At 64.7% G+C, this 15,311-nt stretch carries 13 protein-coding genes; 7 read left to right on the forward strand and 6 right to left on the reverse strand.

Annotated elements, in window-relative coordinates:
- Positions 1-6: 6 nt before the first annotated feature.
- Together AC1DKY_RS01105 and AC1DKY_RS01110 are read right to left on the reverse strand one after the other, a co-directional pair.
- Positions 7-1,056, reverse strand: a complete 1,050-nt coding sequence (locus tag AC1DKY_RS01105; RefSeq protein ID WP_441601907.1) for a UDP-N-acetylglucosamine 2-epimerase — start codon at positions 1,054-1,056, stop codon at positions 7-9.
- Positions 1,053-1,868 (reverse strand): glycosyltransferase family 2 protein, encoded by an 816-nt coding sequence (locus AC1DKY_RS01110; protein WP_441601908.1) that lies wholly within the window; start codon positions 1,866-1,868, stop codon positions 1,053-1,055. The genes AC1DKY_RS01105 and AC1DKY_RS01110 overlap by 4 nt, the downstream gene beginning before the upstream one ends.
- A gap of 218 nt (positions 1,869-2,086) precedes the next feature.
- Here AC1DKY_RS01110 and AC1DKY_RS01115 point away from each other — a divergent pair, with 218 nt between their 5' ends.
- Genes AC1DKY_RS01115 through AC1DKY_RS01135 form a run of 5 tightly spaced genes read left to right on the forward strand, consistent with a single transcriptional unit; the run spans position 2,087 to position 7,192 of the window.
- The gene (locus AC1DKY_RS01115) at positions 2,087-3,274 is read left to right on the forward strand and encodes an O-antigen ligase family protein (protein ID WP_441601909.1); all 1,188 of its coding nucleotides are present in this window, start codon (positions 2,087-2,089) and stop codon (positions 3,272-3,274) included.
- A 40-nt stretch (positions 3,275-3,314) separates the two neighbouring features.
- Positions 3,315-4,265, forward strand: coding sequence for a UDP-glucuronic acid decarboxylase family protein (locus AC1DKY_RS01120; RefSeq protein WP_441601910.1), 951 nt, complete (start codon positions 3,315-3,317; stop codon positions 4,263-4,265).
- Entirely contained in the window at positions 4,262-5,191 is a 930-nt protein-coding gene (locus AC1DKY_RS01125; RefSeq protein ID WP_441601911.1) for a glycosyltransferase family 2 protein, read from the forward strand. Before AC1DKY_RS01120 ends, AC1DKY_RS01125 begins: the two co-directional genes overlap by 4 nt.
- Positions 5,192-5,213: 22 nt before the next feature.
- Complete coding sequence (locus tag AC1DKY_RS01130) at positions 5,214-6,074, forward strand: glycosyltransferase family 2 protein (RefSeq protein WP_441601912.1); 861 nt, start codon at positions 5,214-5,216, stop codon at positions 6,072-6,074.
- Positions 6,071-7,192 carry a glycosyltransferase family 4 protein gene (locus AC1DKY_RS01135; protein WP_441601913.1) on the forward strand — a complete coding sequence of 374 codons (1,122 nt, stop codon included), beginning with the start codon at positions 6,071-6,073 and terminating at the stop codon, positions 7,190-7,192. Before AC1DKY_RS01130 ends, AC1DKY_RS01135 begins: the two co-directional genes overlap by 4 nt.
- A gap of 721 nt (positions 7,193-7,913) precedes the next feature.
- Here the strand turns inward: AC1DKY_RS01135 and AC1DKY_RS01140 are convergent.
- The 4 genes from AC1DKY_RS01140 to def all read right to left on the reverse strand — a co-directional run bounded on the left by AC1DKY_RS01140 (position 7,914) and on the right by def (position 12,677).
- Positions 7,914-9,644 (reverse strand): ArnT family glycosyltransferase, encoded by a 1,731-nt coding sequence (locus AC1DKY_RS01140; protein WP_441601914.1) that lies wholly within the window; start codon positions 9,642-9,644, stop codon positions 7,914-7,916.
- Between the two features lie 115 nt (positions 9,645-9,759).
- Complete coding sequence (gene rsmB / locus AC1DKY_RS01145; RefSeq protein ID WP_441602136.1) at positions 9,760-11,058, reverse strand: 16S rRNA (cytosine(967)-C(5))-methyltransferase RsmB; 1,299 nt, start codon at positions 11,056-11,058, stop codon at positions 9,760-9,762.
- A 192-nt stretch (positions 11,059-11,250) separates the two neighbouring features.
- On the reverse strand, positions 11,251-12,171 hold the full coding sequence (gene fmt, locus AC1DKY_RS01150; RefSeq protein ID WP_441601915.1) for a methionyl-tRNA formyltransferase: 921 nt from the start codon (positions 12,169-12,171) through the stop codon (positions 11,251-11,253).
- Positions 12,168-12,677, reverse strand: coding sequence for a peptide deformylase (gene def / locus AC1DKY_RS01155; RefSeq protein WP_441601916.1), 510 nt, complete (start codon positions 12,675-12,677; stop codon positions 12,168-12,170). The genes fmt and def overlap by 4 nt, the downstream gene beginning before the upstream one ends.
- A gap of 189 nt (positions 12,678-12,866) precedes the next feature.
- Between def and AC1DKY_RS01160 the strand changes: the two genes are divergently transcribed.
- Positions 12,867-13,994, forward strand: coding sequence for a LysM peptidoglycan-binding domain-containing protein (locus AC1DKY_RS01160; protein ID WP_441601917.1), 1,128 nt, complete (start codon positions 12,867-12,869; stop codon positions 13,992-13,994).
- 81 nt (positions 13,995-14,075) lie between these two features.
- Entirely contained in the window at positions 14,076-15,203 is a 1,128-nt protein-coding gene (dprA, locus tag AC1DKY_RS01165; RefSeq protein ID WP_441601918.1) for a DNA-processing protein DprA, read from the forward strand.
- Positions 15,204-15,311: the final 108 nt, after the last annotated feature.

Raw genomic sequence — 15,311 nt, forward strand, 5'->3', positions numbered from 1 at the left:
CTGGGCTCAGTAGCGGGCCGGTCCCCAATAGCCGATGCGCCGGCGGATTTTCAGTTTTCGCCAGAAATTCCGAGGCTTAGGGCGACGGTTGCGGCCGCCGGCGGCAATGAAGCCGTCAATCGCTTTGAGGATGCGCTCGGCCGAGTGGCCATCGCGATACGGATGGATGGCCTCGCCGTACTCATGGATGGCCTGCATCAGCTCGGCCGGTCGCGACAGCGCGCGCTCGATCGCCGGCTCGAACTGCGACACCTGGTCGATATCGATCAGCTGCGGACCCGGCCGGCGGTTCTTGAAGGTCACCACGGGCTTGCCGGTGAGCAGGAATTCATTGAGTGCGGAGGAGGTGTCCGAGCACATCATGTCCACCTGCGGAAACAGCTCGAGGATGTTGTCGTTCTCGGCGAACGTCAGGTGCTCGTTCTGCAGCGCCTTGTACTTGGCCACCGTGGCCGGATCCATCTTCGGATGGAAGGTCACGATCCAGCGCCAGCGCCCGTCGCGCGAGAGGCGTTTGACTTCCTCATACAGCGTTTCGGCGGCGCTCCAGGACGGCGAGAAGGTGGAGTGGTACAGGATCACCGGCGGCTGGCGCACCGGCGGGATCGGTCCGGTGATTTCGCGCATGAAGGGGTCCAGCTTGGGAAAGCCGGTCTCCACCACGCTGAAGTGGCCGACGCGATCGGCGATGGCCTGGAACTGCGCCGTGTCGCGCGGACCGGTGGTGCAGTACAGATCGAAGAAGCCGCGGATATAGATATGTCGCGGCTTGCCCGCATCGAAGCCGTGGAAGGTTTCCACCTTCACGCCGGGAAAGAAATGCGGCACCGCATTGCTGGAGGTGATCACGGCTCGCGGCTTCCACGCGCGCACTTCTTCCACCGTCAGCGCGCGCTCGCCTTCCACCAGGTCTTCGGCGCCGGGACCGTCGAAGAACCAGGCGGCCTCGTCGCCGCGGGCGCGGATCGCGTCCTGGATCGGACGCAGGATGGCCAGCGCATAGCGCTCGGAGCCATACAGCAAGTAATGCTCTCTCAGAGCGGGGTCTTTACTCATCGATCGATGCCATGGCGGATCAGGGCGTCGGTGGCCGTCTGCAGCGACGCGGGATTGCGGCGCATCTCGTAGTAACGCATGCGTTTGTAAGCGGCATACGAGGCGCCTGTCTGCGCGATCACAAAGCCACGCCAGCCATCGAGGAAGGCCAGCCGCAGGAAGTAATCCTTCACGAAGGCCAGCAGATACACGAAGGGCGTCTGCCACATGCGCACCGGCTTGTTCTTCTGCAGCCAGTCACGGCATTTGAGTTCGGCGTAGCGCAGCACCTTGATCTGTTTCTCGGGCAGGCTCGGGTTGTTCTCGTGGTTGAACACTTCTTTCAGCAGCACGGAAGGTCCATCGAAACGCAGCGACTCGTGCACGCGCACATCGGCCCAGCGCGCGCGGTCGCGGTGGTACAGGCGGGCCATTTTCTCGCCACGGCCCGGCAGGTACCAGCGCATGCGCTCGCCCATGAAGATGGTGGAGCGACGCAGGTAGGCCGCGCAAAGATTGCTGGCCATCAGCTTGGGCAGCCGCTGCTCCAGTTCGGCCGCCAGTTCGGGCGAGAGGTACTCGTCGGCGTCGAGCGCCAGCACCCAGTCATTGCTGCACTGCGTCGTAGCGAAATTGCGCTGCGGCCCGAAGCCCAGCCACGGCTGGTGCACCACCCGTGCGCCGTGGGCCTGCGCGATGGCTACCGTGTCATCGGTACTCCCGCTGTCGACCACAAGTTTTTCACTGGCGAAGGGCACGCTATCCAGACAGCGGCCAATATGCTTCGCCTCGTTGTACGTCATGACCACGAGGGTGAGGGAAAAGGTAGGCATAAAGTGAATTCTACCGGTATTCGCCGGCAGGCTTGGTCCTCCGGGAGGCCCCGGTCGGCGTTAGCCGACAGGGTCGCGGTCGGCTCAGTTTCAGCTGGAACCGTGCACTATTCTGCTGACTTTGGGCGGAGCAAAGCCGAAAATAGACCGGTTTCGGGTCCGCCCGGGCCGCAGTAACGAACAGGCAAGCAGGCAGTATGAGAAGCAGGGCGATCCCATTGAAAACCGACGTTCAGCCGAAGAGCCGGGCCATTACGCGCACGATTCTTGGCGTGGGCATCGTCTGGATGATGCTGGGGATGGTCATCATGCCGGCCGGCGTGTCGTTCAATCCCGGCAAGCCCTACCAGACCAGCCTGATCGTGTTGCTCTACCTGCCCGCCCTGGCGCTGTCCTTCTCGCAGGGCGCGCGGGTATGGCGCGAACTTTGGCCGCTGCCGGTGTTCCGGGTGTTCCTGGCGTTGCTGGCTTGGGCGCTGCTCTCCTTGAGCTGGGGCCACATACCCCATGCGGGGGACGAGGTCGGCCGCCTGATCAGCGTGCTGGCATTCGTGCTGGGCTGGCATGCCTATGCCGCCAACGACGTGTCGCGCATCCGCCATCTGCTGCTGGCCGCCGGCCTGGCCATCGGGGCTTGCGCGATCTACTACTGCATCAGTTTTGTGCGCGCTCCCATGGAAGACGGCCGTATCGTCGGCGAGGGGACGATCGCCACCGCCAATTACGCGGCGGCGCTGATGGGGGTGGTGGCGCTTTGGCTCAGCCAGCTCGATATCGACGACCGTCGCTGGTCGATCGCACGCTATGCGGCGATGGCGGTGCTGCTGCTCTTCGTGGGGCTCACCCAGACGCGCAGCGTGTGGCTGGCCCTGGCGCTGGCCATCGTGCTGATGCCGCTATGGCAGCCCGGCCGGGTCCATCGCTGGGTGGCGGTGACCATCGCCGTACTGGCGGCGATCATGTTGCTCTGGCCAGCGACCATGCTGACCGTGCGTGGCACCTCGTTGCGTCCGGAGCTGGCCCTGCAGGCGATGCATCTGGCCGCCCAGCACCCTCTGCTGGGATTGGGTCAGGGCGCCCCCATCAGCCTTATCGTCAACGGTGCGGCCTACACGCATACACACAACCTGCTGACCCAGGTGACGGTGGAACTGGGCCTGCCCGGCCTGCTGCTGACCGTCGCCATGTGGCTCATGCTCGGCTGGCAAGGCTGGCGCCATCGCGGCACCCTGCAGGGTCGGCTGGTCCTGACCATCTGGGTTTACGCCTCGGTCGTACTCCAGTTCGATATGCCGCAGATGCTCGACAGCCCGCGGCCGGCATGGCTGCTGATCTGGCTGCCGATGGGTCTGGTCGTGGGCCTGCTCGCGGGTGACCGGGCCAAGCCGGCAATTTCCATCCATTGAAACTAAAGTACCCCGACGTGTTGGGGATTCGGGGATCTCGATGAACAAGGTGTTGGTTACCGGCGGTGCGGGCTTCCTGGGCTCCCATCTGTGCGACCGGTTGCTGCGCGACGGCCATGACGTGCTGTGCGTGGACAACTTCTTTACCGGCAGCAAGCAGAACATCGCGCACCTGCTCGACCACCCGTACTTCGAGATGATGCGGCACGACGTGACCTTCCCGCTCTACGTGGAAGTGGACCGCATTTTCAATTTCGCCTGCCCTGCCTCGCCGGTGCATTACCAGCACGATCCGGTGCAGACCACCAAGACCAGCGTGCACGGCGCGATCAATATGCTCGGCCTGGCCAAGCGCACCGGCGCGCGCATCCTGCAGGCCTCGACCAGCGAAGTGTATGGCGATCCGGAAGTCCATCCGCAGCGCGAGGACTATTGGGGCCGCGTCAATCCCATCGGCTTCCGCAGCTGCTATGACGAAGGCAAGCGCTGCGCCGAAACGCTGTTCTTCGACTACCACCGCCAGCACAACCTGGACATCAAGGTGGTACGCATCTTCAACACCTACGGCCCGCGCATGCATCCGAACGACGGTCGCGTGGTCAGCAACTTCATCGTGCAGGCGCTGCGCGGCGAGGACATCACCATCTATGGCGATGGCAGCCAGACGCGCAGCTTCTGCTATGTCGACGACCTGATCGAAGTGATCACCCGCATGATGAACAGCGAGGCCGGCTTCGTCGGCCCGGTGAACATCGGCAACCCGGTCGAGCACACCATGCTGCAACTGGCCGAGCGTGTGATTGCGCTGGTCGGCGGCAAATCCAGGCTGGTGTTCCGCCCGCTGCCTTCGGACGATCCGCGCCAGCGCCAGCCGGACATCGCCCTGGCCAAGGAAAAACTTGGCTGGGAGCCGCGCGTGAGCCTGGACGATGGCCTGCGCGAAACCATTGCCTACTTCCGTCAGCTGCTGAAGGGAGAGGTGGCTGCATGAAGGCTCTGACCTTCAGCGTCATCATCACCAACTACAACTACCGCGACTACGTCGGCGAGGCGATCGACAGCGTGCTCGCGCAGACGCGCGCCGCCGCCCAGGTCATCGTGATGGACGATGGCTCCACCGATGGTTCGGCCGCCTGGCTGGCCGAGCGCTACGGCAACGACGAGCGCGTGACGCTGCGCTGCGTGAGCAATGGCGGTCAGCTGTCGGCGTTCGTCAAAGGCATGGAGGGCGTCACTGGCGACATCGTGTGTTTTCTTGATGCCGATGATCATTGGGACAAGGATTACCTGGCGCGCATCGGCGAGGTGTACGACAGTCGCCGGGATATCGATTTCGTGTTCACCGATGTCAACTTGTTCGGCAATGAGCAGGGCATCGTCGGCTACGCGGATCGCGCGACCGATCTGGGCTATACCGCCATCAGCACCTGGGTGACGGCCTACTGGTACGGCGCTGCCACATCGGCCTTGTCGATGCGGCGCATGTGGGCGCAGCGGGTGCTGGATCTGCCGCATACGTTTCTCACGACGTGGCGCATTTCGGCCGATAACTGCCTGGTGTTCGGCACCAGCGTGCTGGGTGCGCACAAGTATTACCTGCCCACGGGCATGGTCCATTACCGCGTCCATGGCGCCAACGGCTGGTGGCACGCACGCGATCGCGAGAACCAGTTCGCCAACCTGTTCCGCTCGCGCACGCTGATCAATCACTACGCCGAGCGCATGCATATGGACGTCCATACGCTGGACCTGGCCAAGGCCGAGTTCCGCAGCAAGCCGGCGGCAGGCATGGATGAGGCCTGGCGCTATGCCGGCATTGCGTTCCGGCGCGGCACGGCGGGCTGGCTCAAGCGGGTGGAGCGCACGGTATCCATCCTCCGGCACGGCCGTCGCAACAGCGGCAAGGCGGGCGCGTGATGTTTCGCGGGGCCGCTGGCATATGAGCGCCGGGCTGGAGCTCAAGGTCAGCGTGATCCTGCTGACTTACAACTGGCCACAGGCGCTTGAGCGCATGCTCGAAGGCCTGGCCCGCCAGACCCAGCTGCCTTGCGAAGTCATCGTGGCCGATGATGGCTCGAGCGAACAGACCGCTGCCTTGGTCAAGCGCATGGCGGCGACGTTCCCGGTGCCGCTGCGCCACCTGTGGCAGGAAGACCATGGGTTTCGGGCGGCGCGTGCGCGAAATCGCGGCATTGCCGCCAGTCGGGGCGATTATGTGATCCTGCTCGACGGCGACATGCTGATCGAGCCGCACTTCATCGCTGATCATCTGATGCTGGCCGAGCGTGGATACTTCCTGCAAGGCGGGCGCATCAAGGCCACGGCTGAGGAATCGCAGCGACTGCTCCAAGGCAAGCCGCCCGTTTTCGCGCCGTGGTCGACCGCCCATTTCGACGAGTTCGATGGCACAAAGCGGCTCTACGCGTTCCGTGCACCGTGGCTGGCGCGATGGAAGTCCCGCTCGCGCAACGGTGGGCGAGTGATGAGCTGCAACATGAGTTTCTGGCGCGACGATCTGTTGAAGGTCAATGGCTTCGACGAGCGCATGGAAGGCTACGGCGCGGAAGACCGTGAGCTGGCGGCACGCCTGGAAAATACCGGCCTCAAGCGGCGCGCGCTCAAATGGGCAGCGCTCGCCGTGCACCTGTGGCACAACTCGCGTTCCCCGCCGGACGTCGACGACATGAGCTTGCCCAACAACGTGCTTTTCCACGAAACGCGCACGCAAGGGATCACCTGGTGCGAGCGCGGGATCAGCCAGCACATCGACCTGCTCGGTGAAAGCGATCACGCGGGATGAAACTGCTCTATACGAATTTTCATCACGGCGACGGCGGCGGCCACACCACCTACATCCGCGAACTTGCCGCGGCGCTGGCATCGCGGCACGAGGTACATGTGGCGGCGCCGCCAGACAGCCGCCTCAATCGCGAGGCGCGCGCCTTGCCCGGCGTGTTCGTGCTGGACCAGCCGTTTCCGAACGGCTTGAACAAATGGAAAGCCCGGCGTCGCGCGCGAGCGCAACTGGCCTCGTATCTGCGTGAGCAGGCGTTTGATCTGATCCACGTCAACGGCTCCGCCGATCATCGCCTGGTGCTTTCGGCCATGCCGACCAAGCGTCCCGCCTTGGTGTGGACCAAGCACAACTCCAAACCGGTCCGTGGCCTGGGCGCCGCGCTGCGCGCACGGCACACGGATATGGTCATCGCCGTGTGCGAGTACACGCGTCGCGAATTGCTGCAGACCGCCTATCGCCGCTGCAAGTTGGAAACGGTCTACAACGGCGTGGATATCGAGCGTTGGTCTCCGTGGCCGATCGACCAAGCCAGGGCTGAGCGTGCACATTGGACAGGTGGCGATGAAAGCGTGTTGGTGCTCGGTAGCAACGCAGGAACGGCGAGTTACAAAGGCTGGATGGACCTCATGGAAGCATTGCCGATGCTGCCGGAGGAGATTCGCCGCCGACTGCGCGTGGTGATTGCCGGCGTGCCGCCCAAGACGGCAGAACTGGAGCGAGTCGCCGCGCTTGGTGTGTCCGATCAGGTGCATTTCACCGGCGTGTTGACCGACGCCCGCCCCATGGTGGCCTCGCTCGACGCGGGCTTCGTGTTGTCCTACGACGTGGAAACCATCTCCTTCGCCTGCCGCGAAATGATGGCGATGGGCAAACCGGTGCTGCTCACCCGCTATGCCGGGCTGCCAGAGAATATCCACGAAGGAAAGGACGGCTGGCTGGTACCGGTGCGTGATCGCGCCGCCCTTGCAGCCGCCGTGCAGCGATTGCTCGAACAACGCGACACCCTGCCTGCGATGGGCGCAGCGGCGCGCCAGCATGCGGAGCAGGAGTTTGGGCTGCCGCTGTTTGTGGGTCGAACGGAGCAGGTTTACCAGGATCTGCTGGACATGCGTCGGACCTGATCGCCGGGACGAACAGGGCGAAGTGAGGTGCATCGCATTTCTATCGCGCCGACAACCTGGCCACAACGCAACTGTAGGAGCGCACTTGTGCGCGACCATCTAACGGAGCGGTTCACCCATGCGCTGCGGTCGCGCACAAGTGCGCTCCTACAAGGGGACATGCAGCCCGGTGCCGATCAGCTCTTTGTGGGAGCGCACCCTGTGCGCGACAAGCCTACGTAGCGATACACCCAGCGTGGCTGTCGCGCACAGGGTGCGCTCCCACAGACAAGCAGGCGGGGCAAACGGAAGGAGGCGACCCAAGGCCGATGCGCAGCGAGGCCCCGCCTTAAGTCCTCAGCGATTCGGGCGCGTTGCGCAGCGCTTTGAACTACCCGCTGTGTACCCTCGGAGGTTGTCCCACAACGACGCACCTCAAGCGTTCGGGCTTATCCCAACACGATGCTGCGGGCGTTATCAGGCCATTCTCTTTGGGTTACTTTCGACGCGAAGCTAGTCCCGTGGGATCTTTTGGGCCAGCAAGAGAAAAGTGACTCGGTCGGCGGCAGCCGATCGAAACGCCCGCCGCGTAGGCGGCACGCTGGCCTCGTGGCGACAACGGAGACCAAGGCTCTGGAAGACCAGCCCTTCGGCTATTAAAGAGCGCCTCCGGCCTCCGCCTGGATGACGATCAAAAGCGCGCATCCAAGTGGGCGAAGCCACCACCACCCACCCAACCCCCTCACTCCTCCAGCGCCGCCGCCGGCACCCGATCCACATCCTCACTAGGCATGCACCCCGGCACCACGGCATCAGCCTTGAACATCCACCACTCACGCCGATTCGCATGCCCCAGGCTCACCGCCTTGCTGCGATCCACGCACTGAGCCATCACCCCATCCAGCGCAAACAACCAGCGATGCTCGGGATCGGCAGCCTGCCATTTCACCGCAGCGCTGTACTGCTCATGCCACGGTCGCGTAAAACCGAAATCCGTAGCGGGATGATTGAACATCAGCAGGTTCTGTTCCTTCCACGCCACCATGCCGATCTGGTCGCCCGCCGGCAGGCGCTCGCGCACGTCCTGCATCAGCCCGGCAGCCGAGCTGGAATCGTTGAGGATGGGGTAAGCCCACAAGCTCCACACCAGCCACATGGCCGCCATCCCGCCAGCGACGGCGGCGACGGCGCGACGCATGCGCAGCGTGGCGATCAGCAGCAGTTGCACGGCGCCGATGGTGACGAACATCCACCACAGCGCATGGCCGCCATCATCAAAACCGCGCGCCGTAGCGAACTCGCTCGCAAACTTCGGATGCGCCACCAGCGCCGTGGCGCCCACGCCGAGCATGGCGGCGCCCATGATGCCGATGAAGACGAGCCCAGCCGCACGCAGCCAGCGCTTCTGCAGCAGCTCGTCCAGATACGGCGCACTGACCAGCGCCAGCATCGGCAGCGCCGGCATGATGTAGACGTCGCGCTTGCCCTTGGGAATCGAGAAGAACACCAGCAGCAGCACGATCCAGCCCAGCGGCAACAGGATGCGCGCGTCCCTGGCCTTGAGCGACTGCCACCAGCGCGGCAGCGTGCCCGGATAGGTCAGCGACAGCGGCAGCCAGGTGAACAGCACGATGGGCACGTAGTACAGCGCGTTGTGGTGGTGATCCCAGGACTTGCTGTAACGGCCGGCCGTCTGGTGGAACAGGATGTCGTTGATGTAAGCGGCATAGGCCGGATCGCCCGCGTGCGCTTTCGCGCCCAACAGCATCGGCACCAGCCACAATGCCATCGCCAGCAACAGCGCAACCAGACCCAATGCCCAGCGCCACCAGGCGCCCTCACCCATGCGCGACACGCCATTCCACTGGCCAAACGCGGCCACCAGATACGGCACAAACATGAAGAGCGCGAGCACGCCAACGCCCTTGGTGATCACGCCCAGCCCCGCGCAGAAACAGCCGAACCAGAACGCGCGCCAGTTAGGCCCTTTCAGCATATGCACCAGCAGGCCCCAGTTCGCCGCCGTGATGTAAAACATCACCAGTGGATCGATCTGCGCCCGTTTGGTCTGGTAGACGAACTGGAACGTGATGAGCAGGGCCGAAGCGGCATACAAGCCGACCTGGCGATTCCACAGGCGGCGGCCGAGGTCATAGACCAGCGCCAGGCAACCCAGTGCCGCCAGCAGCGAAGGCAGCAGGAAGGCGATGCGCCAGCTGCGGATCACCGTATAGCTGGCAGCTTCCAGCCAGAACAGCATCGGCGGCTTGTCCGAATACAGTTCGCTGCCGCGATGTGGGAACAGCCAGTCGCCGCTCTCCACCATGTGCTTGGCAGCCAGCGCAAAGCGCGGTTCGTCCGACGGCCAGGGATCACGCAGGCCCATGCCGGCGCCGATCACCACCAGGGCAATCAGCAGCAACAGCCAGAATCGGCGGCGTTCCAGGGGAGTGGCTTGAGAAAAGACAGACATGCGTGGATTCCGGGGCTGCGGCGGGCCGCGTCGCAAACTCATAGCTTAATGCCGTGGCCCGAGCTTAACGGCCTTGGCCTGGTTCCTGGCTTAGCGGCGGCGCCTGCGGGCGCCTTCAGGCCTTCTCGAGGACGGCATAGTACATGCCGTCCAGGTCGCCATCCCCGGGCAGAACCTGCCAGCCCACACTCGCCGCCTGTCCCACTGGCAGGGAGAACTCCACGACCCGCACATCGGACCGGCCCTGGAGCCAGGCGCCGACCACGGCGTCGTTCTCGGCGCGCAGCATGGAACAGGTGATGTAGACCAGCCGGCCGCCCGGCGCCAGCAGCGGCCACAGGGCCGTCAGGATGCGCTTCTGCTGGGCTACGAGCGGGGCGATGTCGCTGTCGCGGCGATGCAGGCGTACATCGGGCCGCCGGCGCAGCACGCCAGCAGCCGAACAGGGCGCATCGATCAGGATGCGATCGAACGGCTTGCCGTCCCACCAGCCTTCAGGCTCGCCTGCATCGCCGACGACGATATCGGCCTTGAGGCCGAGACGTTCCAGGTTCTGGCTGATGCGCTGGGTGCGCCTGGCGTCGAATTCCAGCGCCGTGAGCGAGAGATCCGCGCGCTCCAGCAAATGGCAGGCCTTGCCGCCAGGCGCGGCGCAGGCATCGAGCACGCGCTGGCCGTCGCGCACGTCAGCAAGATCGGCGGCAATCTGCGCGGCGCCATCCTGCACTGCGAACTCGCCGGTGGCGAAACCGGGCAGGCGGGTCACGTCGGTGCTGTGCGGAAGCACGATGCCGTCAGCGAGCCACGCATGGGCATCGGCCGTATAGCCGTCCGTACGCAGGCGCTCGATCAGCGAGTCGCGTTCACTGCGGCGATGGTTGACGCGCAGCATCAGCGGCGGCTCAACATTGTTCGCCGCCATCACCGCATCGGCTTGCTCCGGCCAGTCGCGTGTCAGCGTCTTGGCCAGCCACAGCGGATGCGCGTGTCGCGTCTGCGGCTTGGCGTCGAGTTCGGCCAGCAGCGCCTCGCGTTCGCGTTGCCAGCGACGCAGCACCGCATTCACCAGTCCTGCCATGCGCGGGCGTTGCAGCGCTCGCGTGGCTTGCACCGTAGCGGCCACGGCGGCATACGCCGGCAGCTGCAGGATTTCCAGTTGCACCAGTCCCAGTACCAGCAGTGCATGCACCACGGGCTCCTTCTGGCGCAACGACTTCTCCATCAGGCGATCGAGCACGGGGTCAAAACGCAGCCACCAACGTGCACCATCGCTCAGCAAGGCCATCAGCAGCGCGCGATCGCGACCGTCGGCCAGCTTGGGCGCATGACGCTCCATCGCGTCGCGCAGTGAAGTGCCGCGCAAGGCGACGTCGGCAAGGGCTTGGGCGGCTAGAGCGCGGGTATCGGTCATCAGGGGAAGGTAGTGGATGTGGGTGAGAAGCGGGGGTAAACGGAAGCGCGCTTTTTAGCTCGTCATTCCGGCGCAGGCCGGAATCCAGTAGCGTCAGTGCTCGGTTTTCGCTGGCGCTCATGAGACTTACCACTGGCGTCGCGAAAGCCAATGGTTCCCGCTACTGGATTCCGGCCTGCGCCGGAATGCCGATCTTTAGAGGCCGCGAGTCTTCATGGCGTTGAAGTAATCGGCCGCCGTAATGCGCTTGCCACCCGCACGCTGCAACGCGGTTACCCGCAGCACGCCTTCACCGCAGGCGATATCGATACCCTCGCGGCTTATGCCAAGCACCGAACCCGGCGCACCGCTGCCTTCGATGGCGCGCGCGGCCCAGATTCGCAGCATTTCGCCAGCGACTTCACCTTCAGCCACCGGCCACGGATCAAAGGCGCGCACCTGGCGCTCCAACTCAATCGCCGGTCGCGTGAAGTCGAGTCGCGCCTCGGCCTTGTCCAACTTGTGCGCGTAGGTGACGCCTTCGTCCGGCTGGGCCTGGGGGGCCAAGCTTTCACCGGCCATCACACGCGCCAGACCCTCAGCGAGCACGTCGGCGCCCAACATGGAGAGGCGATCATGCAGCGAGCCGCCGGTGTCCTCGCCGCTGATCGGCGTGCGGCGCTCCAGCAGTACCGGGCCGGTATCCAGGCCGGCTTCCATCTGCATCAGGTCGACGCCGCTTTCGCTGTCGCCGGCCAGGATGGCGCGCTGGATCGGCGCCGCGCCGCGCCAGCGCGGCAGCAGGCTGGCGTGCACGTTCCAGCAGCCCAGGCGCGGAATGGCCAGCACCTTGCGCGGAAGAATCAAGCCGTAAGCCACCACCACCATCAGGTCCGGCGCGTACGCGGCCAGTGTGGCCCGTGCCTCGTCGGACTTCAGCGATTCGGGTTGCTCGACGGGAATGTCGGCTGCCAGGGCCGCCTGTTTGACCGGGCTGGGTGTGAGTTTGCGGCCGCGACCGGCGGGGCGATCGGGTTGGGTGTAGACCGCCACCACCTGCGCACCGCTCGCACGGCACGCTTCAAGGCAGGGTACGGAGAATTCGGGAGTGCCCGCGAAGACGACGCGGAGCTTCAAGCGGTGGCCGCCTGCTTGCGCTGCTTTTCCAGGCGCTTGAGCAACATGGAGCGCTTGAGCGGCGACAGATAGTCCACGAACACCTTGCCGGCGAGGTGATCCATCTCGTGCTGCACGCACACGGCCAGCGGGCCTTCAAACTCGTGCTCGATCTCGTTGCCGTCCACGTCGTTGGCTTTCACCTTCACCTTGAGGGCGCGGGTGACATCGGCGTAAATGCCCGGGAACGACAGGCAGCCTTCCTGGTAGACCTGGGCGCCGTCCTTCTCGATGATGCGTGCATTGATCAGCGCCAGCGGCTCATTGCGCTCGTCGCTCATGTCGGCCACCAGCACCTGCTTGTGTACATTCACCTGGGTAGCGGCCAGGCCGACACCATTGGCGTCATACATGGTCTCGAACATATCGGCCACGAACTGCTTGAGTTCGGCGTCGAACACGGTCACCGGTTCGGCCTTGGTACGCAGGCGGGGATCGGGAAATTCGATGATGGTCAGTACGGACATGGCTTTACCTCAAGCGCCGAAACTGCGGGCGAATCGGTGAAAACCAAGCCCCGGGCGCATCTAGAATGACCTTTATTGTACGCCGCCAAGCGCCCGTCTGGCATGCTGTTTTGCCAACTGGTCACGGTTGCGTGAACAAGTTGTTCGGTTACACTCGCCCGAGCGTCGGGGGATGGGGGATTCCCGTTTATGATCAGAAAGTCCATAGGGCTGCTGGCCGGCATGCTGGTCACGGTGGCTGTTTACGCTGCGGGCGCGCAATTGCGTGCCGATCACCCGGATACCTATACGGTTCGAAAGGGCGACACCCTTTGGGCGATTTCCGCACGTTTCCTGTCCAAGCCGTGGCTGTGGCCGGAAATCTGGCAAGCCAACCCGCAAGTGCAGAACCCACATCTCATCTATCCGGGTGACGTGCTGAATCTGTCGTTTGCCAACGGTCCGCGCCTGGGCTTGCAGCCCCGCGTGCGTGCCGAGGGCGATGCAGTGCCGGCCATTCCGCTGGATCAGCTGCAGACGTTCCTCAAGGAAATGCGCGTACTCAACAGCGACCAGGTCAAGGCACTGCCTTACGTGGTGGGCTTCGAGGAAGCGGATCTGCGCGGCACGGTGGGCAAGAACGTCTATGCCCGCAACCTGCAGTCCGAGCCGGGCCAGCGCTTTGCGATCGTGCGTCCCACCCAGACCTTCCGCGACTTCGACAGCAAGAAGGGTCGCGACAGTGGTTCGGATCTGGTCGCCCATCCGCTGGACAGCAATGTGTCGCTGGTCCAGACGCCGTGGAAGGAAGATTTCCGCGCGGACGGCCACTACGGCCATGGCGAGGACATCGGTACCGAGGTGATGGTGATCGGCACCGCCGAGGTGTTGCGCACCGGCGACCCGACCACCTTGCTGCTGTTGAACGGCACCATGGAGATCAACAAGGGCGACCGCCTGTTGCCGATCGACGACAAGCCGTATGACGCCTACTACTACCCGCATGCGCCCAAGTCGCTGCCGGGCAATGCGCGCGTGATCGCCTTCGCCGATGCCTACGATGCGGTGGGTCCGCATCAGGTAGTGGCGTTGAATATCGGCTCGCAGGATGGCGTGGACAACGGCCAGACCTATTCGATCTACCAGCCGGGCGAAACCATCAACGACGACGTCGCCCACAACAGCTGGAATCGCGGCACCGGCGTGGACGTGACGCTGCCCCAGGAGTTCGTGGGACACGTGATGGTGTTCCGCACCTTCGACCGCGTCAGCTACGGCCTGATCATGGATGGCCTGCGCCCGGTGCACAGGCACGACAAGCTCGAACTGCCGAACTAAAACCCCGGCGGTACAGGACGACAGAACGGCGCGGTCACGACCGCGCCGTTTTTTTTTGCGCCGTGCCTAGGCTGGACGGCGATGAACGACCCTCAACATCTACGCACCTGGCTGATCCTGCTGCGCACGCCGCGCCTCGGGCCGGGCGCGCTGCGCGAACAGCTGGCGGCCCATGACGGCCAGGTCGATGCCGTGCTCGCGGCTCTCCAGCAACGACTGGCCGACCTGCCCGCCGACACCCGCCGCTGGCTGCAGCGCCCCGACCCGCGCCGTCTCGACGCCGATCTGGCCTGGCTGGCGCAGCCCGGCCATCGCCTGATGCTGTACACCGACGAGGACTTCCCCCCGCAGCTCGAAGCGATTGCGCAGCCGCCGGCGGTGCTGTTTGTCGCCGGCGACGCCAGCCTGCTGTTGCACGCGCAGTTGGCCATCGTCGGCGCTCGCGCGGCGACCCTGAGCGGTTGCGCCGACGCGCGCGCCTTCGCCCAGGACCTGGGCCATGCCGGCTTCACCATCACCAGCGGCATGGCCGAGGGCATCGATGGTGCTGCCCATCTGGCCGCGCTCGAGGCCGGGCTGCCTACGGTGGCCGTGGTGGGCACCGGACTGGACCGCGTCTACCCGCACAAGCACCAGGCCCTGGCCCGGCGGCTGGCGGCCGAGGGTGCGCTCGTGAGTGAGTTTCCGCCGGGGACGCCGGGCCGCGCGGATCACTTTCCCCGCCGCAATCGCCTGATCGCCGGCTTGTCGCTGGGCACCCTGGTGATCGAGGCCGGCCTGCAATCGGGCTCGCTGATCACGGGCCGCCTGGCGGCCGAACAGGGGCGCGAGGTATTCGCTTTGCCCGGTTCCATACATAATCCCCTCGCTCACGGTTGCCATCGGCTGATTCGCGATGGTGCGCGGTTGGTCGAAACGGCTGCCGAAATCGTGGAAGCGCTTGCTCCTGTTGCTGTCGCGCTGGGGCGTGAGCTGGCAAGCCGGTTACAAGGCCTTGCCGTCGCGTCTCCTCAAGAGACGGCGTCCGAAGCCGATCCATCCCGCCGGGCCTTGCTCGACGCGCTCGGTTACGGGCCGGTCGCGCTCGACGATCTGGCGGGTTTCACCGGCAAAACTGTCGCAGACCTTACATCTGTGTTGTTGATGCTGGAGCTGGACGGCCAGGTCGAAGCGCTGCCAGGCAATCGCTACCAACGCTTGCCGGGCTAGCGTAAGGCCAACTGCAGCGCGCTTTCACATGGTTCAGCTTGACGGCGTGATGCCGCCATGCCTTTAACTAAATATAGGAAGCCGGCCCGGACAGGTCGGCTATAGATG

The organism is Dyella sp. 01N448 (genome assembly GCF_056399225.1).

Coding starts and splice junctions, on each gene's coding strand:
- AC1DKY_RS01130 (WP_441601912.1), top strand. CDS start 5,214: ATGAGCGCCGGGCTGGAGCTCAAGGTCAGCGTGATCCTGCTGACTTAC.
- def (WP_441601916.1), bottom strand. CDS start 12,677: ATGTCCGTACTGACCATCATCGAATTTCCCGATCCCCGCCTGCGTACC.
- AC1DKY_RS01140 (WP_441601914.1), bottom strand. CDS start 9,644: ATGTCTGTCTTTTCTCAAGCCACTCCCCTGGAACGCCGCCGATTCTGG.
- AC1DKY_RS01110 (WP_441601908.1), bottom strand. CDS start 1,868: ATGCCTACCTTTTCCCTCACCCTCGTGGTCATGACGTACAACGAGGCG.
- AC1DKY_RS01135 (WP_441601913.1), top strand. CDS start 6,071: ATGAAACTGCTCTATACGAATTTTCATCACGGCGACGGCGGCGGCCAC.
- AC1DKY_RS01105 (WP_441601907.1), bottom strand. CDS start 1,056: ATGAGTAAAGACCCCGCTCTGAGAGAGCATTACTTGCTGTATGGCTCC.
- dprA (WP_441601918.1), top strand. CDS start 14,076: ATGAACGACCCTCAACATCTACGCACCTGGCTGATCCTGCTGCGCACG.
- AC1DKY_RS01160 (WP_441601917.1), top strand. CDS start 12,867: ATGATCAGAAAGTCCATAGGGCTGCTGGCCGGCATGCTGGTCACGGTG.
- AC1DKY_RS01125 (WP_441601911.1), top strand. CDS start 4,262: ATGAAGGCTCTGACCTTCAGCGTCATCATCACCAACTACAACTACCGC.
- AC1DKY_RS01120 (WP_441601910.1), top strand. CDS start 3,315: ATGAACAAGGTGTTGGTTACCGGCGGTGCGGGCTTCCTGGGCTCCCAT.